A 25,185-nucleotide genomic window follows, 5' to 3' on the forward strand; every position below is an offset into this window, starting at 1 on the left:
TTGGGAATATTTTTGGAATTTTCATAAAATATTTTCTTCTTGACTTGTAGAATCGCAACCATAAGTGTAAGGAGTTATTCATAAGAGAAGTTTTCTGATCCTCTAACTATTGCCTTTTAAATGGTTGAAACAACGTAAAGCCCGGCAGCCTTTATATGACTGCCGGACTTACGATTTTAAGACTTGAAAAGCATATTTAAAATTAATTGCTGAAATATCCCTTATTTAATCTAATTCACCTTTCTCTTCAAGTGCAATAACAGTAAGCACGTACATTGCATGAGACCAGGTAAGCGGCATTACCCAGGCAGGTTCGCCTGTCTTTTTGTCAATTTGTTCAGGCAGAAGTCCTAGATGGTTTGCCTGAGAAACTGACCATTTTAAGTATTCGCGGGACTTTTCATATTTACCGATTCGCACATAATATTGGGCAAGCCAAAGGGTAGTTAAGATCCACGGGTTGCCTCCGATATATACATCTCCCGGAAAACGTTCAATCCCGCCAACGATTGGAGAGGTCAATATTCGCTCAATCGTTTCGGCAGTTTTCATCATTCTTTGGTCGTTTTCTGGCAGCATATTAAAAGGGACATTCAAGCCAAGCAGACTTACATCTACTACAGGATCTTCCCATACGCGGTAGGTCGGATATCCTTTTTTGTTATACTCTACCAATGTTAGCTTTCCTGCGGATTTTGCCTCTTCATAACTTTTTTGATCCACTGCCAGTTTTAATCCCCTTAAGTAGGAATCTGAAGATTCATTCCAGCACTTCTCTTCGATTGTCGCCTTGATTAAATGGGCAGTGCGCTCCCATTTATCAGCCAGGTCGCCTCGGTCAAATTTTCTTGCCAGTTCTGCAGAGCCTGCTAAGCCTCCATAAACGGCCGCTGCAGAATAGAGATGTTCTCCATCCCGCTTCTCCCAAAGGTCCTTGCTGGGCATGGGGAGATTCGTTTCAGGATCGATAAAGCTATTGATAAACTCAGCACCCTTTTGCACTGCTGGCCAAATACCCTGTAAAAACTGCTCATCTCCTGACTCAAGATAATGCTGGTGGATTCCCCAAAGGATAGACCCGCTTTCATCAATTTGCAAACCCCAGGTAGGTGCAAGCTTACCGTCAATATAATGACGCTGTTGCCATGATCCGTCTTCACTTTGCAGTTCCGTGGTGGCGTTGTAGAATTTTGAGACTGTACCATGGTAACCAGCCTTGTCCACCGCGTTTGCGATATAAGCTGCGTCACGACCCCAGCAATATGCATATCCACCAGAATAATCATAATCTTCATCCACTTCCGGACCAGCAATAAAGCCACCCTTCTCTTCATCATTTAGAAGTTTAAAAGCCAATAAAGATCGGATATAAACATCCCTGGTCTTCGAATCTTTTATATCAAGCTGCTTCGCTTGCTTAAGGTAATTCTCCCAATAAGCAGCAGTCTTCTTATATAACGCCTCTGCACCTGTATGTTTTGCTTCTCGCAGCTCACAAATTGCATCTTCCACTGTATGACCTGCTGCAATGAAGATTGGCAACTCCACTTCTTCCCCCGGTTCAAGCATGCCTAAGTTCCATGATACGGAGCCATCCGTCTTGTTCATGATTTCTTTACCGTTCATTTTATTGGTTTTTGATGCATCCAGGGCCAGGCCACTTTGATATTGAGCAGCTTCAAATGTGCTTCCGACCGCAAATGCATACTCGCGGTGATAATGCACAAGACAATCCTCTTCTTGATTGAAGAGCACAGTATTGAAACGGACACGATCATCTACGGTAAAATCTGAATAGATGACAAAAGACACTTTTCGGCTAAAGTCAGAGATATTCTTAATCCTATAGTTCCGGACAAAAGTATCTTTTCCAGGTACCACATAATCCGTCTGCCGAATGGTAAACCCGCTTTCTTCCTGTACCGCTGCTGTTGTTAAAATATTTGTATCGCCTTCATACTTCTGTTCGTACTTCCAGCCATCCTCGTGCATAAACACCGTTTCATTTTCTTCTCCATCAACATGAACACCTGTATAAAACCTGTTCATATGCTGGGAAAAGTCGATATGCGGCCAAAAAAGCCGCTGCAGCTGCCCATCCTTTGTCAATGAAACGAGCATTTTTGAATTCCCGATAATACCATCTATCAGATACGGTTTTTTTCTCATGTTAGTCACTCCTGGCTAAAGTTGTTTAGTTACCCTTTGACAGAACCCGATGTTAACCCTGAAACAATTCTCCGCTGGAATAACAAAACAAGGATGACAATCGGTATGGTCACAATCACTGTTGCAGCAGTAATATCTCCCCACGGTACTGTATAATCACTCTGATATAAAGAAATCCCTACAGGAATGGTCCTTGATGACTCCTGTGAATTTATTGTCAGGGCGAATAAGTATTCATTCCAGGCTGTTATAAAAACAAGGATTGCAGTTGTGAAAACCCCTGGTGCGGCCAAGGGAAAAATCACCTTGCGGAAAGTTTGAAACGGTGTTGCCCCATCCATTTTTGCAGATTCCTCCAGCTCGTGAGGAATCTTTTGAAAAAATGTTGACAGCAGCCAAATAGCTAGCGGCAAACTGAACGTAATATACGGGATAACAAGCCCCATATAAGTGTTTCTTAAATGAAAATCTGTCACAAAATTATAGATTGGTGAAATTATCGCAATATGAGGGAACATTGATGACGCAAGCACAATACCCAGGATCAATCCTTTAAATTTAATCGGCAGCCGCGTTAAGGCATAGGCAGCAAAGGAAGCGAATACTACCGCTATCAGGGTAGTTAAAGTAGAAACTATGAAACTATTTTTCATATACGTCAACAAAGGCCTCGTTGTTAAGGCAGATAGATAGGATTCAATTGTTGGGTTCTCGGAAAACCAGGCGAATGATGAGAAAATTTCTCCCGGCGGTTTAATTGAAGTCAGAAAAACCCAGATAAACGGAAACATAACAAGGAAGACAAATACTGCTAAAAATAGATAGAATGATGCTCCTGCTCGCTTGTTCATTTCTCCACCCTCCTCATTATTTCATTTTCCCTTCGAATAGGTCGGATCCAATAAATTTGATATAAATAACACTAATTAACGCTACGGATAGGAAAACGATGACGGATAAGACCGAACCAGCTCCAAAATTCTGTTGTGAAAACAGAGTTTTATAAGCATAAACCGTAATGGCTTCTGTGGAGTTTGCAGGCCCGCCGCCAGTCAATACATAGATCAAATCGAACACCCTGAATGCATCCAGTGTCCTGAATAGTAATGCAACCAAAATGGATGATTTTAATAATGGCAGGGTAATTTTAAAGAACTGCTGAATCTTGTTTGCCCCATCCACTTCTGCCGCTTCATATAATGAGGACGGAATTGTTTGCAGACCTGCCAATAGGAGCAATGACATGTACGGGGTGGTCTTCCATACATCGGTGAAGATAATTGAGAACATAGCACCTGTTGAAGTCGTCAATAAGTCCCCTGCACTGGATATGAGGCCGAATTGTTCGAAGTAATGAGCAATAATGCCTGATTGTCCGTCGTAAAGATATTTCCACATCATTGCCGAAACAGCAGTCGGAATCGCCCATGGTATAAGTACAGAGGCCCTGATGATTCCTCTGCCGAAGAAAGCACGGTTGATCAATAGAGCGATCATTAATCCGAGAACCAGCTCAAAGAATACTGAAATCACTGTAAAAACACCTGTATTCGCCAGTGATTTCCACATTCTTTTTTCCTGGAAGTAATGACTGTAATTTGCAAGGCCGATAAAATTCGATTCAAGTATCGCTTCGTCAGTTGCTTTCATTTGTTCTTTCATATCAGCCAGACTGCCTTCTTGCTCTTCTTCAAGCTTCAATTGCTGGATAGAATTTATAGAATCCCGCAGAGTTGCTTTATAATCCTCTGCAAGGTCACTCTCGATTTTTGCGTATTTCAAATCATCATCGACTACTGGTTTAAAGGAAGCAATCAAGTCATTAACCTGATTATATTTCCCTTTCATTTCTGGATTTTCTAATAGTTGATCATGATAACCTTCAATACGATCTTTGATTTCACTAATCGCTTTTTTGGATTCAGAGTCGTTTGAACTTGCTTCTAATTCTTCCAAGGAGCTGGATAAGTAATAATAATTGTTTGCATATCTTTCTAAGTCAATATGTTCCGATACCATCTTCTGCGACTTTGCAGGATCATTCAACCTGTAATCAAATAAGCTATTCCAAAATGAAAGACTGATTGGCCACAATATAATTCCAATAATCAATATGAGTGAAGGCAGAACCATCATATAGCCTAGCTGCTTTTCACTTAATCTGAAACGTTCTTTGTTTGGTTTCCCAGCCACAACAACCACCCTTTCGATAAAATGAAAGAGAGGCAGGTGTGCTTTCACACCCACCCCATTTTGAATAAAAAATTATTTCAGAGCTTTCTCCATTTTCTCCTGCATGTTCTTAACAGCTTGCTCAGGAGTGATTTCTTTTGTCAGTGCCTTGGATACTTCAATTTGCATAATATCTGAGACTTCTGGATAATTCGGTGTAATCGGCCTTGGAACTGCACTATGCAATACCTTGATAAACTCTTCATTGCCGAACAATGGAGTAGCACTCTTTACTTCCTCTTTTTCATATAAATCTTTTAAAGTCGGTGCTCTTCCGCCTTCTACAGCAGAAATAGTTTGTCCATCTGCTCCTGTCATGAACTTCACGAATTCCCATGCCGCTTCTGGTTCATCTGTATAACGGTTAATCATCGTCATATAACCGCCCAGAGTAGCAGCTGAACCCGCATCACCTGATGGAAGAACAGCAAAACCTACCTTGTCCAATACCTTTGACCGTTCCTTATCAGCTGCTGATTTAGACATGTAAGGCCAGTTACGAGCAAGAACAGTTTGTCCTTCGATAAAGGCCGTTTCAGTTTCTGTTTCTGAGAAGGTCAAAATATTATTTGGCATAAAATCAGCATTCACGATTTCAACCATTTTGGTAAGACCTTTAACAGATTCAGGGCTATCAATGACCACCTTATTATTTTCATCGATTACCTGGCCGCCGTAGGATTCAATAAACTCAATTGCGTTTACTACCAATCCTTCATATTGGTTTGCCTGGAGTGCATAGCCAAACTTAGTGCCTTCCTTGCCATTGCCTTCTTTAGCAGCCGCAATTAGTTCATCCCAGGTTTTTGGAGCTTCTTTTACAATATCAGTACGGTAATACAAAAGACCTGCATCCATATATTTTGGCATTGCCCATTGTTTGCCGCTGAACTTCCCTGCCTGCACAGTTCCCGGGAAGTAGTCTTCCATCTTGATTCCGTCTTTCTCAATCAGACGGTCAAGCTCCAATGCATAGTTAGCCTGGGCGAATTCGGCTGGCCAAACAACGTCTGCATCAAAAACATCGATTTCCGTACTCTTGCTGCTGAAAGCAGTAACATATTGATCATGCTGCTGTCCGCTGCTATTTGGCATCTCTTGATATTCGACATCTATATTTGGGTGGGCTTTCTCGAACGCTTCAATTAGCTTTTCTGTGCTTCCTGTAGTATCTGCTCCACGTGCATAAGTGATTTTTACAACCTCTTCAGATGATGGCTTTTTTTCCTTGTCCGATGAGGCTTTCTCATTGGAATCAGTAGATGAACACGCTGCCAGGCTAAGGGCTAATGTGGCTGAAGATACAAGACCGAAGATTTTTTTCTTCTTTGACATATAATGAGTCCTCCTAAAATACTTTTTATTTTGTAAACGATTTCAATTAAATGTTTAATGAAGAGATGCTTATTGAGTGATGAAGCACTCTTTGAAATCGATTTCAAACAGCTTTAAAAAAATTTCACTTTAATCATTTTCGTTTTATCCGTAAAAACTTGAAATCGATTTCAATACACTGCTTTTAAAACCTTTCTTCACTTTTTAGTAAAAGAAAGGTTCATCTTTTTTCCGTTGCAGAATTTCGTTCCACCAGTTGAAGGGGAAATACATAAGATTCATACTCCAACGGTGCATCGTCGTTATTGATCTTTTCAATCATAACCTTTACAGCCTGTTCTCCCATCTCACCTATCGGCTGATGCACTGTGGTTATAGCAGGGTCAATCAATTCGGATATTGGCTGGTCATCAAAACCAACTACAGATAAATCCTCAGGAACCCTGACGCCAAAAAGCTTTGCTTCTGCGATTATGCCAGCTGCTGCTTCATCCCCGCCAACAAACACGGCTGTGATTTTTTTCGGTAATTGGTGGAAAGCTTTTTTACCGTCCTCTACCGTGTAGACACCTTTAAAAAGTGCATGTTCATCAAAGTGCTTGCCGAACTCCTCATGTGCCTTAATGAGACCTTCCATTCTGCCTTTCCCAACACTTGTCTTTAAGTCACCTATACAATAAGCAATATGCTCGTGCCCTAAATCCAGCAAGTGCTTTACAGCGATATACCCGCCAATTACCTGGTCAGCATAAATGGTCGGCACTTTCGCCTCCCTGTGAAATTCGTTGACTAGAATGAGAGGGCCAAAATTCTGATACGGTTCGATTTCACTCCAGTCATTTTCAATGGATGCAAGAATTATCCCATCAACTTTCTTTGCCTTAAGCATATCCAAATACTGCAACTCTCTCGTTTTTGAATACCTCGTCTGGCATACAATCAGCTGATAGCCACTATTCATTGCCGCAATCTCCATCGCTTCGATTAACTTACTGAAGAATGGGTTTGTAATCCTATTGATTAAGACAGCAATCGTTTCAGTCTTCCTATTTCGCAATCTGCGAGCTGAGGAATTAGGATAGTATCCAAGCTGTTCCATCGCATTTTTTACTGCACGCTTTTTATCTTCTGAGATATGAGGATAATTATTGATTACCCTAGAGACAGTAGCTCTCGATAGACCGGCAAGCTCAGCCACTTCCTTAATGGTAATTCGTTGTTCGCTCACCCCTGCTATCGCCTCCCCTAAAATGAAATCGCCTTCATGGGTTAAATATATCAGTTGTTGAAATCGATTTCAATCATTTTTTAGACTATTTATTCCTTTAGAGCTTTTCAATTCAATTTCTACCTGGTTTCACTCACAAAAAGCCGCCCTTTTAAAGAGCGGCTAAAGCATTATAAATTCAATTCTTGAAGGCGGGTTTTATGATTCGATTATCTGATAAACCCTCGCCTCATGCGGATCAAGCAGGTTTTCTCCACTTTGCGTCTTCGGCTGATAATTGCTGATGATCAGCTGTTTTCCCCTTTGCTGTAGTTCTTCAGGGAATACAAAGGTTTGCTGCTCATCTGAATGGTTCAGGACAATCAGCCAGGTTACCCCCTTGTAAGAACGTGTGTAAACAAATAAATTTTCATCATCAGGCAATAAATCCTGATAATCTCCGTATACCATAACCTCATTTTCTTTTCTCAGACTGATCAGCTTTTTATAGTAATAATAGACGGAGTCCTGGTCTTTCAATGCAGCCTCCACATTGATGTCCTTATAGTTCGGATTGACTTTAATCCATGGTTCACCGTTTGTAAAACCTGCCTGTGGAGCATCATTCCAATGCATTGGTGTTCTGGAATTATCCCGGCTTAACAGCAGCAGGCTTTCAAAAACCTCCTGAGGATCGCGTCCTTTTGCCACTTCTTCATGGTATTTGTTTCTCATGGCAATATCGTTATAATCCTCAATGGAGTCAAACCTGACTCCGGTCATCCCGATTTCTTCGCCCTGAAAAATATAAGGAGTTCCTGGCAGTGTATGGATCATTGTTGCCAGCAGCTTGGCTGACTGTTCCCGATATTCCTCGTCATTTCCATAGCGTGTCACTTGCCTTGTGTGGTCATGATTGTTCAGGAATTGAGAGTTCCAGCCTTTTCCCTTTAAGCCATCGTACCAGCTTGATTGGATTCTCTTAAAACGGATCATATCCCATGTCGGCATTTCGTCGGCCACCTGGAAATGGAATAATGTATTCAGCTCATTCCGGTCTTCATCGACATAAAGAAGTCCCTCTGTTGGCGTAACAAAAGGAATTTCCCCTACTGTCATGGCATCATAATGCTGCAGTACCTCGCGATTCATTTCCTGGAGGTAATCATGAATTCCTGGGTTGTTGGCAAGGTAACTGATGTCGTATGGATTTTCGGCATCTGAAAAATCCTCTCTTTTAGCAAGAAGATTAATTACATCCATACGGAAACCATCAATTCCTTTATCAAGCCAGAATCGCATCATCTTATAAATTCCGTTTCGCAGTTCAGGGTTTTCCCAGTTAAGATCCGGCTGCTCTACCGCAAAGGAATGGTAATAATATTGCCCTGTTGCAGAATCAAGTTCCCAGCACGAGGGTGCAAAATAGGAACGCCAGTTATTCGGCTCCTTGCCCTCTTTTGGATCCTCCCAAATATACCAGTCCCTCTTGGGGTTATCCTTAGAAGAGCAGGATTCCAGAAACCATGGATGCTGATCAGATGTATGGTTGACGACTAAGTCCATGATCACCTTCATGCCACGGTTATGGATTTCCTGGACCAATTCCTGAAAAATAGCCATGTCACCAGCCTTTTCCATTACACGATAATAATCAGAGATATCGTACCCATTATCACGGTCTGGAGATTCATAGAAAGGATTAAGCCAGATCACGTCGATTCCAAGGCTTTTGATGTAATCAAGCTTTTTGATTACTCCCCTCAAATCCCCATATCCATCACCATCGGAGTCATAAAAGCTTCGCCAGTAAATCTGGTAAACAACAGCCTCTTTCCACCATTTTTTCTTCATGTCAGCACCTCAGTTCCATGAAAAAGGGCCCATCATAGGCCCTCTTCATTATTTAGTAAATCGATACACCCTTGCTTCATAAGGCTGAAGCGTTAATTCCTCGATGGATTCATTTTCATCAACGCTGAGATTTGAAATCAGTAATTCCTTTGATGAATAACGTACACTTTCAGGAAGGGTAAAGACAGGATTCTGGTCACTGAAGTTACAGATCACCAATAATTGATCATCCCCAAGTGTCCGGGTGTAAGCAAAAATCTGCTCATCCTCTTCCATTACTACATCATATGTGCCGTAGACGACTACTTCGTTTTGCTTTCTTAGTTCGATGAGCTTCTTATAGTAATAGAAAATAGAGTCTTCATCTTTTAAAACTGCTTCGGCATTGATCGTCTCATAATTAGGATTCACATTGATCCATGGCGTCCCAGTTGTAAAGCCGGCATTGGCGCTTCTGTCCCACTGAACCGGAGTCCTTGCATTATCACGGCCGCGTTCATGGATTCCCTTGAAAATTTCTTCATGTGTCAATGAATCAGGGGTTAAATCGCGGTAGGTATTCAATGTTTCGATATCCCGGTAATCATTGATATCATCGAATTTCACATTCGTCATACCGATTTCTTCACCTTGATAAATATATGGCGTACCCTGCATCATGTGGAGGCAGGTAGCAACCATCTTGCCAGATACAACCCTGTATTCATCAGAGTCATTGCCCCAGCGTGAAATAGCCCGCGGCTGGTCATGGTTGCTCCAGTAAAGACTGTTCCAGCCGTCTTTTTCGAGACCCTTTTGCCATTTAGTGAAGATTTCCTTCAGCTGTGTCAGCTTCCATTCACGCGGATCCCATTTGCCGTATTGTCCGTCACCGAGGCCAACATGTTCAAAATGGAACACCATATTCAATTCATTGCGATCTGTACCTGTATAGAGCTTACCCTCTTCCACCGTAACTCCTGGCATCTCTCCGACAGTAATGGTGTCATAACTGCTTAGCGCCTCTTTGTTCATTTCCTGGAGAAATTCATGGATTTTCGGGCCGTTCATATAATACTTGCTGCCATCTCCATATTTATGCCCTTCCCGGACTTCTCCCTGAGGATAGCTTGTATCTTTAGAGATGAAATTGATGACATCCATCCTGAATCCGTCTATGCCTTTATCCAGCCAAAAACGCATCATTTCATAAACTTCTTTTCTCAATACAGGGTTTTCCCAGTTCAGGTCCGGCTGCTTTTTGCTGAAAAGGTGGAGATAGTACTCGCCTGTCTGCTCATCGTATTCCCAGACACTCCCGCCAAAGGCAGCGCCCCAATTCGTCGGCGGCCCGCCATTCTCCGGCTTTTTCCAGATATAATAGTCTCTGTATGGATTGTCCTTTGACTTCCGGGATCCCTGGAACCATGCATGCTCATCGCTAGAGTGGTTGACAACCAGGTCCATCATGATTTTGATTCCATGACGGTGAGCTTCTGCCAGCATATTATCAAAGTCCTGCATGGTGCCGAACTCATCCATGATATTCCGATAATCAGAAATATCATAGCCATTATCATCATTAGGTGATTGATAAACCGGAGATAACCAGATCACATCAACGCCAAGCTCGCTTAAATAAGGAATTTTTTCCGTTATTCCATTGATGTCGCCGATTCCGTCTCCATTTGAATCATTGAAGCTCCTCGGATAAATTTGATAAATAACACTTTCTTTCCACCAGGTCTTGTTCACATCAATACACTCCGATCAATTTAAAAATCTATTATACTGCTAAAGTTATTTTATCGAACCTTTCATCACACCGCTAATAATCCATTTTTGGGCAAAAATGTACACGATAATCATCGGTGCAAGAGCCATCAAGTAAGAGGCAAATGCCAGATTATAATCTGTGCTGAATTGTGATTGGAAAATATACTGAACAAGCGGCAGTGTCGCCATTTCCCTGTCACTCAGCAAGACGAGCGGCAGCATGAAGTCGTTCCATGCTCCAAGACTGGTAATGATGGCGACTGTCGCGTTCATTGGTGCAAGCAGCGGGAAGATGACCTTCCAGAAAACACCCCAGGTACTTGCTCCATCCATGATCGCCGCCTCTTCCAGTTCTACAGGGATGGACTTGATATATCCAATGTAAATGAATACGTTGAAAGATAGATTGAACACGATATACAGGATGATCAGACCCACCAGATTATCCATTCCCCATGCGCTTGTCTGTTTTACAAGCGGCAGCATGATAATCGGAAAAGGAATGAACATCGCACTTAAAAAATAGAAGTATAAAAACTTATAAAACTTCTTATGCATGTTCCTGGCGATTGCATAAGAGACAAGTGAATTGGTCATTACCGTAAATATGACCACAAAAACCGTCACAAACGCACTGTTTTTGAAGGCATTAAAGAAATTTGTCATTTCAATCGCATTGGCAAAATTATCAAAAGACCATGATTTCGGAAGCGCCAATAAATTGCCGGCCATTTCTGGCGGTGTTTTAAAAGCGATGGTAACAGTTAAATATAGTGGAAATAGAATTAATAATGAACCTAAAATCAAGAGAGTGGTAATGACCCAGCTATGTTTTTTGCGATTCATCAGTTTTCCACCTCTCTTTTATTTAAGAATTTTAATTGAATGACAGAAAAGATGATGATGACGATAAAGTAAATGACCGCATTCGCAGATTGATAGGCAAATTGCCCGCCTTCAAAACCGCCGCGGTAAATCAGCAACGAAATTGATTCGGTCGATTTTCCTGGTCCGCCGCCTGTCAATGCGACGATCTGGTCAAACACCATCAAGAAGTTTTTCAGGGACAAAACCATATTAATCGTAAAGAAAGGCGCGATTAACGGAAAAGTAATCCGCCAGAACTTCGTCCAAATACCAGCTCCGTCAATGCTCGCAGCTTCATATAAATCCTCGGAAATCGTCACCAGTCCCGCAAGGTATAAAATCGTATTGAAGGATACAGCCTGCCATACCGCGACAATGACAATCCCTATCCACGCAAGGTCCGGATTACCAAGGATATTCCTGCTAAGGAATTCCCAGCCCATTGCCTCGCCGACTCTAGGCAGAACATGGGCGAAAATGAAGTTAAAAATAAAACCAACAATCAATATGCTAAGAATATAAGGCAAGAAGTAGATTGCCCTAAGAGTCTTGTGGAATTTAATTTTAGAGTTAAGCCCAATCGCAACAGCAAGGCTTATGATATTTACGAGAATGGTAGAAACAATAGCAAATTTAAATGTGAACAGGTATGCATCACCGGCACGGCCGTCTTTGAAGACATTCAAGTAATTTTTTAATCCTACAAAGTTCCAGTCCCCATAGCCCTTCCAGTCTGTGAAGCTGTAAAAAATCCCCTGCAATGCAGGATAGCTATGAAAAATGAAAAAAAGGATGAAGGCAGGTATGGCAATGACCAGGAAAACATTATTTTTCTTTTTCATGATGACAACTCCTTTTTAGGAAAGCCAGGGATCCTTAGACACCCTGGCTTCTTTGCGGATTAACGATTTTGTACTTTCTCCCACTCGCTGTCCATTTTTTTCAAGAATTTTTCCTTGTCTTTCTTGATCAAGAATTCCTGTACCAGGTTTTCAGCTCCCATTCCTGCTGGATAATAGTGATCTGGGAAGCTAGTGATGGCACCAGTTTCAAAGTTGCCTTTGATTCCTTCAAATACAGGGTTTTCCTGGTAAACACCTTCAATAGCAGAGAACGCCTTTTGCTCGTCAATATACTTTTTGGCCGTTTCCTGATTCATCATGAATTCAACAAATTTCATTGCTTCTTCTTTATGCTCAGTATCTTTGTTTACAGTCAGAAGTACGTCAACACCTGATACTAATTTATTTTTTGCAGGGTCATTAGTAACTGGCATTGGGAATACACCCAATTCCATGTCCGGATTTGCTTTCAGGATTTCTGGAATCGCCCAGTTACCTTGAAGATAGAATACAGACTTTCCGTTGGCAAAAGCATTATTTCCATCGCCATACGCAACACCCATATTATCCTTGTGGCCATATTTCACCAAAGTTGCCATCTTATCAGCTACTTCATCATAGCTTTTTACGAAGGATGTTTCTCCGGCATTCTTCTTTTCAGCGAAATCTTCACCTGCGACATTAGCACCTAGTGAGTTCCAGGCAATCATGCCAGTCCATGCGTCCTTTAATGTAAAGTAAATCGGAGTGTCTCCCGCAGCCTTCACTTTTTCAAGGCTAGCGATAAATTCATCCCAGGTAGTTGGAACTGTAAGTCCATGTTCTTCAAACTTTGCCTTATTATAAATAACAGCATTTGCATTCGTAGCATATGGAAGACCAAACGTACCCTTTTCTTCAGGTCCAACCAGGCGGTTAATCATATCAACATATGATGGCTGGACTTTCTTTTCCAACTCTGAACCTGAGAAGTCTTCCAATACACCTGCACGGCCTAATTCACCATATGTAGCATTACCAGCGATGGACATAATATCAGGAAGGTCATTTTTAGTAAGACGTGTCTTTAAAACAGTTTCCGCTTCAGGCGGTGCATCCAGTTTGATTTTGATGTCTGGATTTTGTTTTTCGAATTCTTTAATTAATCCCTTATAAGTCTGGATACTTTCGGATTTATTTGAAAACAGCTCTAATGTTACTTTTCCATCATCCGCTTTGTCTGATGAGCATCCTGCTAATAAGGAAGCTCCCAGGGCTACTGCCATTACACCTGCTGTCACTTTCTTGAACATGTCTATTCCTCCTAAGTTTTCACGCTTTTTTTACGTAAACGTTTACTTAAATGTCCTGAGAAAAAGAGAGTCATTAAGCTCTCTTTTTTACACTTAATCTTTCAACTACTTTATGAGGCATAATCCGGCTTTCCGGGATTTCACCTGTTTCGAGTATTTTAAATAACATTTGTGCTGATGCTTCACCCATTTTAGCCAGCGGCTGGCCGATTGTAGTAAGCGGCGGAATCGTCATTTCCGCAAGATTCAGATTATCGAAACCCATCACTGACAGCTCTTCAGGCACTTTTATTCCCTGCTGATAAGCCGCTGATAACACACCCATGGCAATTTCATCACTGGCCGCAAAAATCGCTGTTACCTCAGGAAATTGTTCTTTCATTTTCCTCAAACCATCCAAGCCATCATGAAAGCCAAAGCCCTTGCTGTTAACGATATTTCTCTCACCGCAGGCAATCTCATGGTCTGCCAGAGCTTTTTGGAAACCATCGATCCTCGGTTTCCCGGCAACGATATCTTCTTTATTCCCGCTGATCATGCCGATTTCATTATGTCCTTTATCAATTAAATACTTCGCAGCTGCATAGGAAGCATGGAAGTCATTGACCTTCACATAAGGAACCGGGAATGCATAGGATTCTGTTGATAGGAGAACGATGGGCATTTTTGATTTCGTGACATACTGATAATATTCATCCTTCAGTATTTCACTTGCAAAAATGATTCCATCAACCCTTTTTTCGATCAATAGCTGAAGATAGTTCATTGTTTTTTCGCCATTTGATTCAGTATGGCAAACAATGACACTGGAGCCGTTTTCATTTGCCGCCTTCTCGATCCCATCCAGCAAGTCTGTAACCAGCGAGCTGGAAAGCTTCGGAAAAAGGACGCCGATCGTATGGGTTCTTTTATTGATTAATCCTCTGGCTACCGCATTTGGTGAGTATCCAAGCTCTTCAATGACCTTCAATACCTTTAGTTTGGTCTTTTCCGAGTAGCCAGCCTGGCCATTCAGAATCCTTGAAACGGTAGCTATCGAGACATTGGCCATCTTGGCAACGTCTTTAATCGTATAGGACATATCCCACCTGCTTTACACCAAAGATTAATAAAAAACGAAAACGTTTACGTAAAAATAATAGCATGTTATGCAAACCCTTTCAATAGTTTTTTTTAAAATAAAGAAGCAAAGGGATTTACCCTTTGCCTTCTGCTAAACATACTCATGTCGCTTTCCTTCACCACTCCCACTTCCGCAATTCCCCAATTGTTTTCTCCAAATCAACAATCCCATTTTCTATGGTTTGGATAATGCCTGGCCGGTGTGCAATGGTCATGGTTTTCCCTGTGCGCAGCTGTTTTGGCTTTCTCATTAAAAGTCCTTTTTTCTCAGCTTCAGCCAGAACTGAACTCAAGACAGTTCGAGCTTTCTCAAGTAAATCGACTTCATCAGCTGCTGTTAGTTTTACACAAAGCCTGTTCTCTTCAAGCTGGAGATAGCAGCTCCGGTCGATGAAATTCTCAGGCATCCACCAAAATCCCCAGAAACCGCCTTTCCTGTTTGAAACATACCCCCAATGGCCGTCAAACTCTTTTTGTAATTCAACATAAAATCCTTGCCAGGCAAAACTATCCCATTCTTGGACTGGCATATACTTGAATGCTTTATACTGCTCATCCAACCACTCAAGCCGGGTTAAATAATCAAGGAATACATCATGGGTAACACCATTTTTATGACCACGTCGTAAAACCTGAAGCATCCTCTCCCGTGTGAACGGAAAATAATGTGCATCTATCACCGACTTATAATGGCTTTGATCAGCAATCTTATAATAAATCGGTAGTTGGATCCATTTAGGATTCCTTATTTTCACTGCCTCGGAATAGCGCCTTAACTGGTCCGAATGATTTTTCGTGAAGGTCTTGTCTTCTATTAAAATCGCATATCGATCATTTACAACTGCCAGGACATCAAGTCCTTTGAATTGCCTTTCGATCTGGATTTTTTTAATCAACGGCACCGGCTCTCCATGGACATTGAAAATCATCGAAATAAAGTCCAGCGCTGCCTGATGCAGCGGTTTATTGATAGATCGATAAGCATCCTCGCTCCAGGCAAGCAGCCAGCATAAAAAAGCATCCTGGGACAACTCGCTTGTAGCGAATTCAAACAGATTTGGCTGCTTCCTGCCATACGCATCGTTGTCACGAGCATTTTCCAGCAAAACCTCAACATCATGATTTCCGCGATACTCCTGCCAGTCTCCCCTGCCAAGAATGGAAAGGTAATGATTCGGCGGCCAGATTACCATATCCTTCAACTCTAGAATCCTGCCTTGTTCATCAGGGTAAACAAGCAGCAATCGATCATCACCCTCTTGAAATCTAATTTCTGGCATGTGTTCATAACGCTCAATATAGCCGCACTGCTCTGTACATATGTAGACAGGATTCACATCAATGACAATCCCGCCGTCATCTGTCCCATGAGTTCTCTCGACAACTTCTTCTATTAACTTCGCCCCACAACGAGGGCATGTTTTCTCTATCATTCAAATTCTCCTTTTAATCTATGTAAATAGTACTTTAAGGTGGGGACACTCTAATATTCACTATTTGCGTAATTTCTTTTCAGATAGATGTGACCTATCTGCCTTCAGATGTGTCCCTTGCAAAATCAGCATTGCATTAGATCCGGTCGAGAAAGTAGTAAAAGTCTGTCTCCCTTTCCGATACGGGCCTCTCTTCGGCCGGGGGAGTTCTTTCTGTCTGGGATCAGCAATATACCCGTGTTTAATGACCGGATATTGGATGTTTTTTAGCTTTTGGATGATATCCTTAAATTGGGGCTGGTAATATGTTAAAAAGTCATAGAGATTTGGTGTAAAATTAAAAGAAGTCAATACATCAACTAACTTCTTGACTGCTACAATGTCTTCATAAAGGTTTACCAGCATGTCCGTGACTTCCATCATTTCTTCAGTCAACCAAAACCATTCGTCTTCACAAAAATCTCCTTGAACATCCAATTCAACCAATGCGCCTTCAATCTGCCTAAAAACATATTCAAAATCAGCATACTTTTTCTGCACCTTTGGCGGGCTTCTAAATACTAGAGATACGTCCGGCAGATTTTGATTATCTGAGGCAAAATTATCAATATCGTTCTCCAATATGATGAGCCTTGTTAGCACTCGCTTCATTTCTTCCAGATAAAAGGGTGTCCCTGAACTCTCTAGCTCCTCTTTAGCATAAATGAGATTTTCGATGCACATTTCTAAGTAGATCATATCTGTTCCCCATTTTTCAGTAAAATTTACCAATCGCTAACATTTATATCGGCAATAAGCCGCCTTTCTCCAATATAAAAACCTAAAAAGAGGCTGACTCAAAAGGTTGAATAAATTCGACCTGAGAGTCGCCTCTTTTACTTTATATCCAGTTTATAGGATTGGATTTGATGGATTTATAAGACAAAGAGGGATATTCATTCCCTTAATTACCCTAATTTTTGTTCGCTTTCCTTGTTGGCTGCCCACTTCAATAGATTGTGTGCAGCACAAATAAGACCCCAATCCGTCGTATTTTTGGATAGGCCACTTAACCCGAATCTCTTAAACGCTCGATTATGCTTAATCTGCCCGAATACCGGCTCTACATCTATTTTTCGCTGCCTGTATCTTTGGCTTCCTTCTTCCGTAGCCAAGCGTTCACGAACTTCTTTTCGTTGTTGTTGGTTTTTCACTGAAACCTGTACGGTCTTTGTATCTTTGTCTTTGGCACAAGTTGTTTGGAATGGACAGTTCATACAATCGGTACAGCGGTAGGTGCGCTTCACTGAATCGTAACCGTTGTCGGACTTTCTTTGACTCTCATACTGGAAGATCAGGCGTTTTCCGTTTGCGCAAATCCATTCGTCTAGTTCTTCGTCATACTCCATATTTTCAACACGGCCAATTTGTTCCTTCCACGCCTTTGTCTGTTCTTTATCAAAAGTATTGTACTTAATGTACGCTTCTATTTTTTGTTCTTCACAATGTGCATAGTTTTCTTCGCTTCCATAACCAGAGTCGGCAATAATGGCCTTTGGTCTGGGCCGATTGTATTTTTCTAAAAGGTTCAGGTGTGGAATCAGACAACCAGGATCTCCAGCACGTTGATGCAGGCTGAAGTTGGTGATGAACTGATTTTCGGTGGCAATCTGGGCATTGTATCCAGGCTTCAGCTGACCGTTCATCATGTTGTCCTCTTTCATTCGCATGAAAGTCGCATCGGTATCTGTCTTGGAAAAGCTGTTTCGCTCCCCAAAAGTCTGTTTCTGGAATTCATACTTCTGTTTTCGAGGCAGAAGGTCTTTTTCCAGTTGACGCTTAGCCTTCTTTAAAGGTTTGTTTTTTGGATCCTGCTCCAGTCTCTTTTCCAACTTTTTGATGGTTTCTTCGATTTTTGCAGAAGAGATGGGTGACTCTTCGAGCTTTTCCTGAAAATCCAGTTCCTTTTCTGCTTCTTCGTCTTCTATGGTGACTTGTTCAATGCCTAAGACAATCTGGCGGAATTTCTCGTCCAGTTTTCTATCGTATTTTTCAGTGGATTTCTTCCATACAAAAGTATACTTGTTGGCGTTTGCCTCCAATTTGGTCCCATCCAGGAAATAGTCTTCCAGCTTCACAAGTCCTTCCTCCCGAAGGAGGTCGACTATGGAGAAGAACGTCTCATAGATGACATCTTTCATGCGTTCTGAACGGAAACGGTTGATGGTACGGAAATCTGGCTTCTGTTCGCCGGAAAGCCACATGAAAATAATGTTCTCTGTTAGCTGTTTGGCGATTTCTCGAGAGGAATAAATCCGGGTGGCATATGCATAAAGAATGACTTTTAGCATCATTTGAGGATGGTAAGGCGGCCGGCCTCCACCAGGATAAAGAGAGAGAAAGATATTGGGATTCATCTGGCCGACGGCTAAATCAATCAATCGGGCAAGGTGCTCTTGAGGGATTAAAACTTGAATGTCCATTGGAAGGGTCAACTGGTTTGTGTTATAATTTTTGTACAAGAAAATCTCTCCTTCTGTTTGTTTTGTTGTGGTGACTTAATTATAACAAAAGAGGGATTTTCTTGTATTTTTTTGCGTAAAAAATGAATTTAGAAACCTGAGTTGATTGGAGTGGAAGGCGCGTAGACTCCTGCGGGCGCAGCTGGTCAGGTGAGACCCCGCAAGAGCGAAGCGATGAGGAGGCTCAGCGCCAGCCCCGCGGAAAGCGAAGCGCCTGGAACGGAAATCAACGGACTATTTTTACAAGCAGTCTAAAAAATAAAGAGGGTGCCCAAAAGTTTATACTTTTGGGACACCCTCAATAATGAGCCTGTTACATTCTAAAACAAAATTAAATTACACAGCGCATGTCCCTAAGGGTAACTGTTTTGCATAATGCCGTCATGGAGAACTTCTTTGGCTTATTAAAGGGTGAACTACTTTTTTTAGAAGAATTTGAGAGTATGGAGCACTTTATTCAGGAATTGTAGAAGAATATTTATTATTACAACCACGATTGTATTAAGGCAAAATTAAAAGGCAAGAGGCCTGTACAATACCGAACTCTTGCCCAGCAGGCTGCCTAATATTTTGCGCCTAACTTTTTGGGTTCAAATCACCATTCCCGTGCTTTTAGAAATTATTCTTAATAAATTCTTCTTCCTCCGCAGTGCTCATTACTCCGTATGCTCTGCCGATTGTACCGCCTTGCCATTCCCAGAAATAATTGTGGTCATGGTCGACCGTTTGAAAATTCCCGCTTTTCCACTTCTCTGCAATGTCGATAAGATTTTCTTTTGAAGCGAATTGGGACTTCTTCAAGAATTCTAAAACCTGTGAAACGGTGTCGTCTGACATTGGAATTGCTCCCCATTTATCTTCAGCTTTCACTTTTTGATGAGTCATCTTGTGCATAATTTCGATAATCTCACCTTCAGTCGTGCTATCCGTCAATTCCAGTTTGAAGATTTGTCCACCGATGTTTTTGGTTTGCTCTTCATATTCTTCACTCTCTGTTTCATAAGGTGAATCTCCATTTTCTTCAGATGCGGCTACTGAACGAGATTCATTTGCAGAGCTTTTCTCCTGATAATGCTCAACGTTTCCTAAAATCTTATATGTCCCGTACCCAAATGCAATAACCAAGCCAATGACAACCAACACTAATGTCAGTATTTTTTTCAATATGATCTCCCCCCATTACATGATGATGGTCTTCAGCAAGGATATAAAACTAGATAAGAAGGCAATTAATGCCAACTCCATTTATTTAATAGTTTAACATATTTAGGAATATTTTTAGGGCTCGTGAAGCGGGTATCCCTTCACAGGATAGACGGACAAGCTATTTTGTCTCTTTACCGTATTGTCCGATCACTGACTGTTCCTTTTAATGTTTTGTGAACAACATGAAAATCCATCTTTGAAATCACATAGTATGTAGGTATATAAATAGATTCGCCGCCTCGTATATTCAGGATGAATGCAGGCGTTTTTATTCCTAAGTATTCCGTTCTTATACCATTTTCAATTTCAATATTTTTAATGGCATCCAATTTAATTGTTTCGTCCCTGACTGTGATATTTTCATTATCATATCGAAACATGTGTTTCTTCTTGAATAGAAGGATTATGAGCATCACTGCCATTCTTCCGAAAAAGACAATTCCAAGTATACCCGCAGCCACAGAGAAGACTTTCCTCAGAACAGGGGCCTCTAGATAAATACTCGCTAGAATCAGAGCCACACCAGAAAAGATAAAAAGTGCACAAACCAACAAACGTCCAATAATTGTGCTGGTCCTATAGTTTATTGTCTTCATATATTCACCTATTTAAAAATATTTTCATATAAACACTTTCCAATAATTGTAACACGATGTTTTACGCTGCATTAGTAACCTATTTCCAAAAAGCACCTTTTATGAGAACAGAACAAGAGACAGGGTATCAGGTTGCTTTTTTCGTCTTACGAATGGGACAGGAGAACCGTCCCTTTGTGCTATAATGAAGATAGAATATTCAGACGTTTAGGGGTTGAGTAGATGAAACCGAATATCAATGATATTGTTCAATCACAGGTGATTGCTTCAATCAAGGAAGAAGCTGACCTGGAGAAGGCGGCTCGATCAAACGCCAACATTGTTTTCATCCTTACCGGGAATTTAATCACGATGGATGGATACTTGAAAAAACTGAAGGCCGCTGGTAAAACCACCTTTATACATATTGATTTTATCGACGGTTTGTCGAACACGAAGAGCGCAATCAAATACATTGCTGAAATCTGGAAGCCGGCCGGTATCATCACGACAAAAAGCAACCTGATCAAATATGCAAAAGAAGAAGGCTTAATGACGATCCAGCGCCTTTTTCTGATCGATCGCAATGCCCTCGTCAAAGGGATTGAAATCGCACATAACTGCAAGCCGGATGCGATTGAAATCCTTCCAGGTCTGATGCCATCTGTGATTGATAAAATGACGACCATGACTGCGCTCCCAATCATCGCTGGCGGGCTAATCAGCAATAAGGAAGACATTCTGAATGGATTAAGTGCCGGTGCCCTCGCTATTTCCTCTGGTGATCCGAAGCTTTGGAATCTTGATTTGTAACCCTAAAAAGAGCTCAACCCAGAGTAGTTGAGCTCGACCCAATTCATGCCCCAAACTCTTTTTGTTTGTCGTCTGTCTTTCTTTTTTTCCTGAACCATGGAAAGCGCACCCTGATCTCCCGTTCTTCAAAAAAGTTTCCTATCTTCGTAATGATGAATGTTACCAATGTCGCGAAGATGACAATGCCGTAAAATCCCGCTCCAATACCAATACCAATTCCACCAACATAAAAAATCATCGCTGCTGAAGTCAGCCCTTTTACCCGCAAACCATCTTTCAAGATAACACCGGCTCCTAGGAATCCCAGTCCTGATACAATCTGTGCAGCCAGACGCATCGGATCCATCACTTTTCCGCTATCATGTTGACTGAAAATCTCTGCACTCTCTATTGAGACGATGGTTATCAGTGTACATGCCACAGACACATACGTATACGTTTTCAATCCCGCCGGCTTATTTTTCGATGTCCGATCCCATCCGATTAAAAACCCCAAAACAGCACTAACTAAAATCCGGAAATAGGTTTCATGCTGCCAGAAGAATTCCGACATGTATTCAATGTAAACGCTCATCTAACCAGCTCCCTTTACGATAAAAAGAGACCACTCCATGAACGAATGCTTAATCCCATCGCTAAAAGTGAGGGATAAGTGTTCGCTTCATAGGTGATCTCTTCTACTCTTCCTATAAACCATAGTATTTAATTACTCTTATCATAACCCAATTTATATTTCTTTTCAATATTATTTTCTAATAATTCTGAATTCACTTGCCACTCTTGCGCCGTCATTGTATGATTGAACTAGGCATTTAAATAGCGGGTAGAGATGAGGAGAACCCTGTGCAAATTGTTTGTACGATAATCGTACAATCTTTTGGCATGGGGTTCTTTTCATTTTTTACATAAATAAAAACATTTTTAGAAGGAGGAAGAATGGTTGAAAAACAAATTAATTAGCTGGGTTACTGCTTTGACTTTCACTTTTGGGTTAGGTTTAATGTTCTTCTCAGACCAGAACGTCCATGCGGAAGATTCAAGTCCGCCTCTAATCATTACAGAAATCGTCACTAAATCCGCCGGCTCCGGGCAGCCCTATGAGTATGTAGAAATCTATAATACCACCTCAGAAGCAATCAACCTGCAAGATTATCAGCTCCAATACTTCACAAGTAACTTCTCAAGCCCAGCCAACTCATGGCCCATCAAGGACAAAATCATCGAGCCAAAAGATTCACTGGTCTTATGGCTAAAAAAATTCGCCTACCCGGATACACCGCTATGGGACTTCAACTCCAACTATGACACGCTTCTCACTGCTGAAGATATATATGAAGTCACACTGACTACTTCTGGTCAAGGCTTGCATGACACCAGCATTCGTCAAGTAGGAATTTCTGATCGGGATGGCAACGTTCTCAGTACTGCATTGATTAATGACGGGGAAGTCGATGGCATCACCAACAAAAGCGTTATTTACCAGGCAAACAGTTCAACAGCAATGACAAAGCTCCGCAACGGAGAAACACCAACGCCAGCACTAATCCTGGCTGAACAAGTTGCAGGTCCAGCAACACCAGCCAACCTGACTGCCACGCCTGCGAATCAGTCTATTACACTTTCTTGGGAAGCATCAGAAGGTGCAGTTTCGTATAAAATCTATCATTCTGATGGAACGACTACTTCATCGGATACGACCTCAACGACAATCGACGGATTGGAAAATGGTCAAGTATACGCGTTCCGCGTGACAGCTGTCGACTCGGAAGGAAACGAGTCCCCGGCAACAAAAGAAGTCCTGGCCGTGCCACAGGAAGCAGTAGACAGTGAAGCTCCTGCAGTTCCGACAGGGCTTAAAGCAAAACCTGGGAAGGATCATGTAAAACTTCAATGGGCAGCTAATACAGAGAGTGATCTCTCCGGGTACCGCATCTATATTAACGGAACCCTTTTCGGTTCAGCAGCTGCCGATAAAACAAGTATGGTCGTTTCCCCTCTGGAGTTGAACCGGGAGTATACTTTTAAAGTAACTGCTGTTGATCAAGTCGGGAATGAATCGGAAGCGACTGCACCACTTGTCTCAGCACCGACAGAAAACGTTCCGGTACCCGAGCTCCTAATCACAGAATTGATTCCGAATACCGATAACTACGCAGGGTATGACGCATTTGAGTACTTTGAGATTTATAATAACAGTCCGGATCCAATCAATCTGAAGGGATATCGTTTCGCCTCCCACACTTGGAATGAAGAAATCAAAGGAATATATATTTTAAAGCCTTGGGAAACAGTAGTGATTTGGACCAGAGCATCATCAATCAGCCCCATTTCACTTGAAGCATTCAACTATAACTACTTCTATTCGTACAAAAGTAAATATCTAAATGAGGAGAACACAATCATCCTTGGTGATATCAGCGGGCTGGTCAATGGCGGCAATACAGTGACCGTCTATGACCCCGAAGGCAGTGAAGTCGTCAGGGCGGATTACTCAAGTCAGGACGTAACTTTGAAGCAAACTGTCACGTTCACCTATCCAAAAGACAATACACGGAAAATGGAAAAATTGGCGGCATATCAACAGCCAACACCGGGATGGCTGGCAGAAGATCAAGTTCCGGATCGTCCTGTGTTAGATGAGGATGCACCGGCAGCACCGTCTATTCTAGAAGCCATCGCAGGTAACGGAGAGGCTATTCTAAAATGGAATGCTTCAACTGAAACCGACCTTTACCGTTATCACGTTTACAAAAACGGTAAGCTCGAATACTCCGTTGATCCACAGCAGACTTCCTTTACGCTCTATACGTTAATTGGCAGCCAAACATACACCTTACAAGTAAGCGCAGAGGATACATCAGGAAATATATCGGAAAAATCAGAGCCTGTACAGGTAACACCAAAACACCAGCTCATCACCCAGCTCGAACGGTGGGAACATGAAAAAGACCCTGCCTATCATGGCCTATGGGATATCAGTTCGGACGGTCCGGTCATCGCCGGTCTTGCCCAGGGACTCGTACCTCAAGGATTGAGCTATTATAAGAAAAAAGACTGGCTGCTTACAATCAGCTACGTCGATGATGGGATTCGGCCGGGAACCATTACTGTAACAGATCGCACGACAGGCAAACTGGTGAAGTCTGTTGTCCTTTACAATACGGATGGCACACCATACACCGGTCATGCGGGCGGCGTCACTGTCAGTCGTGACCATGGCTGGGTAGCATCCGAAAATTACTTGTTCAGCTTCAAGTTAAGCGATCTGGTGGAAGCTGAAAATAACGGTGAAATCCAGTTCACAAAACAAATTCCAATACCGGTCGAAGCTGCTTACACCGTATATGATGAAGGCATTCTCTGGGTCGGAGAATTCTATGAAGCAAGCTCCTATCCGACTGATCCATTGCACCATATCGAGAACAGGGATGGAGAGATGCACTACGCATGGATGGTTGGATTTAATTTGGAACGAAACAACGACATGCTAGCTGAAGATCATTGGAACGGCTCACCTGACCACAATGCCGTACCAGATTACATCCTTTCTACGACCGGAAAGGTCCAGGGCGCAATTGTACAAAAAGAAGCACGGAATGGCATCACGCTAAGTACATCATACGGAAGGGCTAACGACAGTGTGCTGTATCGTTACGAATACCCGTTAAAAGAAGATCCTCATTCCTTTGTAAATGTCGAAGGAAAAGAAGTACCACTGTGGTTCCTGGATGGGCATACTGTAAAGCCTCGTCAAAGTATTGAAGCTATTCCGATGCCTGAAGGAATTGTGGAAGTACAAAAAGAATTGTATGTCGTGTTTGAATCAGGAGCAGATAAATACCGCTATACGACGACCTACCCGATGGACCGGATGCTCAAAATCGATATGAAGAAATTGATGAAGGACGATAAAGGAATTCAATAGCACGAAAAAGGAAGCGGGTCCTTAACCGCTTCCTTTTTTGCCTATAGAACCATATGG

19 protein-coding genes and 1 pseudogene are annotated in these 25,185 nt (G+C 41.9%); 3 read left to right on the plus strand and 17 right to left on the minus strand.

Annotated features, from left to right (window positions below):
* Window positions 1–225: 225 nt before the first annotated feature.
* From QNH36_RS22120 to QNH36_RS22185, 14 genes are all read right to left on the minus strand, one after another.
* On the minus strand, window positions 226–2,169 hold the full coding sequence (locus tag QNH36_RS22120; RefSeq protein ID WP_283904251.1) for a glycoside hydrolase family 15 protein: 1,944 nt from the start codon (window positions 2,167–2,169) through the stop codon (window positions 226–228).
* A 29-nt stretch (window positions 2,170–2,198) separates the two neighbouring features.
* Window positions 2,199–3,020: a carbohydrate ABC transporter permease gene (locus QNH36_RS22125; RefSeq protein ID WP_144478194.1), complete on the minus strand. Its 822-nt coding sequence runs from the start codon at window positions 3,018–3,020 to the stop codon at window positions 2,199–2,201.
* 16 nt (window positions 3,021–3,036) lie between these two features.
* Window positions 3,037–4,305, minus strand: coding sequence for a carbohydrate ABC transporter permease (locus QNH36_RS22130; protein WP_283905456.1), 1,269 nt, complete (start codon window positions 4,303–4,305; stop codon window positions 3,037–3,039).
* Window positions 4,306–4,434: 129 nt separating this feature from the next.
* Window positions 4,435–5,736 carry an ABC transporter substrate-binding protein gene (locus QNH36_RS22135; protein WP_144478196.1) on the minus strand — a complete coding sequence of 434 codons (1,302 nt, stop codon included), beginning with the start codon at window positions 5,734–5,736 and terminating at the stop codon, window positions 4,435–4,437.
* 220 nt (window positions 5,737–5,956) lie between these two features.
* Complete coding sequence (locus tag QNH36_RS22140) at window positions 5,957–6,964, minus strand: LacI family DNA-binding transcriptional regulator (protein WP_283904252.1); 1,008 nt, start codon at window positions 6,962–6,964, stop codon at window positions 5,957–5,959.
* A 198-nt stretch (window positions 6,965–7,162) separates the two neighbouring features.
* Window positions 7,163–8,797, minus strand: coding sequence for a glycoside hydrolase family 13 protein (locus QNH36_RS22145; RefSeq protein WP_283904253.1), 1,635 nt, complete (start codon window positions 8,795–8,797; stop codon window positions 7,163–7,165).
* Between the two features lie 48 nt (window positions 8,798–8,845).
* Entirely contained in the window at window positions 8,846–10,531 is a 1,686-nt protein-coding gene (locus QNH36_RS22150) for a glycoside hydrolase family 13 protein (protein WP_283904254.1), read from the minus strand.
* A gap of 45 nt (window positions 10,532–10,576) precedes the next feature.
* Window positions 10,577–11,398, minus strand: a complete 822-nt coding sequence (locus QNH36_RS22155; protein ID WP_283904255.1) for a carbohydrate ABC transporter permease — start codon at window positions 11,396–11,398, stop codon at window positions 10,577–10,579.
* The gene (locus QNH36_RS22160) at window positions 11,398–12,261 is read right to left on the minus strand and encodes a carbohydrate ABC transporter permease (RefSeq protein WP_283904256.1); all 864 of its coding nucleotides are present in this window, start codon (window positions 12,259–12,261) and stop codon (window positions 11,398–11,400) included. The genes QNH36_RS22155 and QNH36_RS22160 overlap by 1 nt, the downstream gene beginning before the upstream one ends.
* A 59-nt stretch (window positions 12,262–12,320) precedes the next feature.
* A complete protein-coding gene (locus QNH36_RS22165) occupies window positions 12,321–13,553 on the minus strand; it encodes an ABC transporter substrate-binding protein (protein ID WP_144478206.1) in 1,233 nt (410 codons plus the stop codon).
* A 73-nt stretch (window positions 13,554–13,626) separates the two neighbouring features.
* Window positions 13,627–14,634 (minus strand): LacI family DNA-binding transcriptional regulator, encoded by a 1,008-nt coding sequence (locus QNH36_RS22170; protein WP_283904257.1) that lies wholly within the window; start codon window positions 14,632–14,634, stop codon window positions 13,627–13,629.
* 157 nt (window positions 14,635–14,791) lie between these two features.
* Complete coding sequence (locus QNH36_RS22175) at window positions 14,792–16,108, minus strand: PD-(D/E)XK nuclease family protein (protein ID WP_283904258.1); 1,317 nt, start codon at window positions 16,106–16,108, stop codon at window positions 14,792–14,794.
* A 60-nt stretch (window positions 16,109–16,168) separates the two neighbouring features.
* Window positions 16,169–16,846 carry a hypothetical protein gene (locus QNH36_RS22180; protein WP_283904259.1) on the minus strand — a complete coding sequence of 226 codons (678 nt, stop codon included), beginning with the start codon at window positions 16,844–16,846 and terminating at the stop codon, window positions 16,169–16,171.
* Between the two features lie 209 nt (window positions 16,847–17,055).
* Window positions 17,056–18,609, minus strand: a complete 1,554-nt coding sequence (locus tag QNH36_RS22185; RefSeq protein WP_283904260.1) for an IS1182 family transposase — start codon at window positions 18,607–18,609, stop codon at window positions 17,056–17,058.
* A 335-nt stretch (window positions 18,610–18,944) separates the two neighbouring features.
* Between QNH36_RS22185 and QNH36_RS22190 the strand changes: the two are divergent.
* A pseudogene (locus tag QNH36_RS22190) lies at window positions 18,945–19,175 on the plus strand (IS3 family transposase); the annotation flags it as partial.
* A gap of 46 nt (window positions 19,176–19,221) precedes the next feature.
* On the opposite strand, the gene QNH36_RS22195 reads toward QNH36_RS22190, so the two are convergent.
* Both QNH36_RS22195 and QNH36_RS22200 read right to left on the minus strand, forming a co-directional pair.
* Window positions 19,222–19,773, minus strand: a complete 552-nt coding sequence (locus QNH36_RS22195) for a DUF6241 domain-containing protein (RefSeq protein WP_283904261.1) — start codon at window positions 19,771–19,773, stop codon at window positions 19,222–19,224.
* Between the two features lie 173 nt (window positions 19,774–19,946).
* Complete coding sequence (locus tag QNH36_RS22200; RefSeq protein WP_283904262.1) at window positions 19,947–20,411, minus strand: DUF5381 family protein; 465 nt, start codon at window positions 20,409–20,411, stop codon at window positions 19,947–19,949.
* A 222-nt stretch (window positions 20,412–20,633) separates the two neighbouring features.
* On the opposite strand from QNH36_RS22200, the gene QNH36_RS22205 reads away from it, so the two are divergent.
* Complete coding sequence (locus QNH36_RS22205; RefSeq protein WP_283904263.1) at window positions 20,634–21,203, plus strand: glycerol-3-phosphate responsive antiterminator; 570 nt, start codon at window positions 20,634–20,636, stop codon at window positions 21,201–21,203.
* A 43-nt stretch (window positions 21,204–21,246) separates the two neighbouring features.
* Here the strand turns inward: QNH36_RS22205 and QNH36_RS22210 are convergent, their stop codons facing one another.
* The gene (locus QNH36_RS22210; RefSeq protein WP_283904264.1) at window positions 21,247–21,777 is read right to left on the minus strand and encodes an MgtC/SapB family protein; all 531 of its coding nucleotides are present in this window, start codon (window positions 21,775–21,777) and stop codon (window positions 21,247–21,249) included.
* A gap of 366 nt (window positions 21,778–22,143) precedes the next feature.
* On the opposite strand from QNH36_RS22210, the gene QNH36_RS22215 reads away from it, so the two are divergent.
* Window positions 22,144–25,128 (plus strand): lamin tail domain-containing protein, encoded by a 2,985-nt coding sequence (locus QNH36_RS22215; protein WP_283904265.1) that lies wholly within the window; start codon window positions 22,144–22,146, stop codon window positions 25,126–25,128.
* Window positions 25,129–25,185: the final 57 nt, after the last annotated feature.

The organism is Mesobacillus sp. AQ2 (assembly GCF_030122805.1).
In the GTDB taxonomy this organism is placed as follows: Bacteria; Bacillota; Bacilli; order Bacillales; family Cytobacillaceae; genus Mesobacillus; species Mesobacillus oceanisediminis_A.

What these genes read in the sequence shown, in the direction of transcription:
- QNH36_RS22120 (WP_283904251.1), bottom strand. Translation starts at nt 2,169, where the DNA reads ATGAGAAAAAAACCGTATCTGATAGATGGTATTATCGGGAATTCAAAA.
- QNH36_RS22125 (WP_144478194.1), bottom strand. Translation starts at nt 3,020, where the DNA reads ATGAACAAGCGAGCAGGAGCATCATTCTATCTATTTTTAGCAGTATTT.
- QNH36_RS22130 (WP_283905456.1), bottom strand. Translation starts at nt 4,305, where the DNA reads ATGATGGTTCTGCCTTCACTCATATTGATTATTGGAATTATATTGTGG.
- QNH36_RS22135 (WP_144478196.1), bottom strand. Translation starts at nt 5,736, where the DNA reads ATGTCAAAGAAGAAAAAAATCTTCGGTCTTGTATCTTCAGCCACATTA.
- QNH36_RS22145 (WP_283904253.1), bottom strand. Translation starts at nt 8,797, where the DNA reads ATGAAGAAAAAATGGTGGAAAGAGGCTGTTGTTTACCAGATTTACTGG.
- QNH36_RS22155 (WP_283904255.1), bottom strand. Translation starts at nt 11,398, where the DNA reads ATGAATCGCAAAAAACATAGCTGGGTCATTACCACTCTCTTGATTTTA.
- QNH36_RS22160 (WP_283904256.1), bottom strand. Translation starts at nt 12,261, where the DNA reads ATGAAAAAGAAAAATAATGTTTTCCTGGTCATTGCCATACCTGCCTTC.
- QNH36_RS22165 (WP_144478206.1), bottom strand. Translation starts at nt 13,553, where the DNA reads ATGTTCAAGAAAGTGACAGCAGGTGTAATGGCAGTAGCCCTGGGAGCT.
- QNH36_RS22170 (WP_283904257.1), bottom strand. Translation starts at nt 14,634, where the DNA reads ATGTCCTATACGATTAAAGACGTTGCCAAGATGGCCAATGTCTCGATA.
- QNH36_RS22175 (WP_283904258.1), bottom strand. Translation starts at nt 16,108, where the DNA reads ATGATAGAGAAAACATGCCCTCGTTGTGGGGCGAAGTTAATAGAAGAA.
- QNH36_RS22180 (WP_283904259.1), bottom strand. Translation starts at nt 16,846, where the DNA reads ATGATCTACTTAGAAATGTGCATCGAAAATCTCATTTATGCTAAAGAG.
- QNH36_RS22200 (WP_283904262.1), bottom strand. Translation starts at nt 20,411, where the DNA reads ATGAAGACAATAAACTATAGGACCAGCACAATTATTGGACGTTTGTTG.
- QNH36_RS22205 (WP_283904263.1), top strand. Translation starts at nt 20,634, where the DNA reads ATGAAACCGAATATCAATGATATTGTTCAATCACAGGTGATTGCTTCA.
- QNH36_RS22210 (WP_283904264.1), bottom strand. Translation starts at nt 21,777, where the DNA reads ATGAGCGTTTACATTGAATACATGTCGGAATTCTTCTGGCAGCATGAA.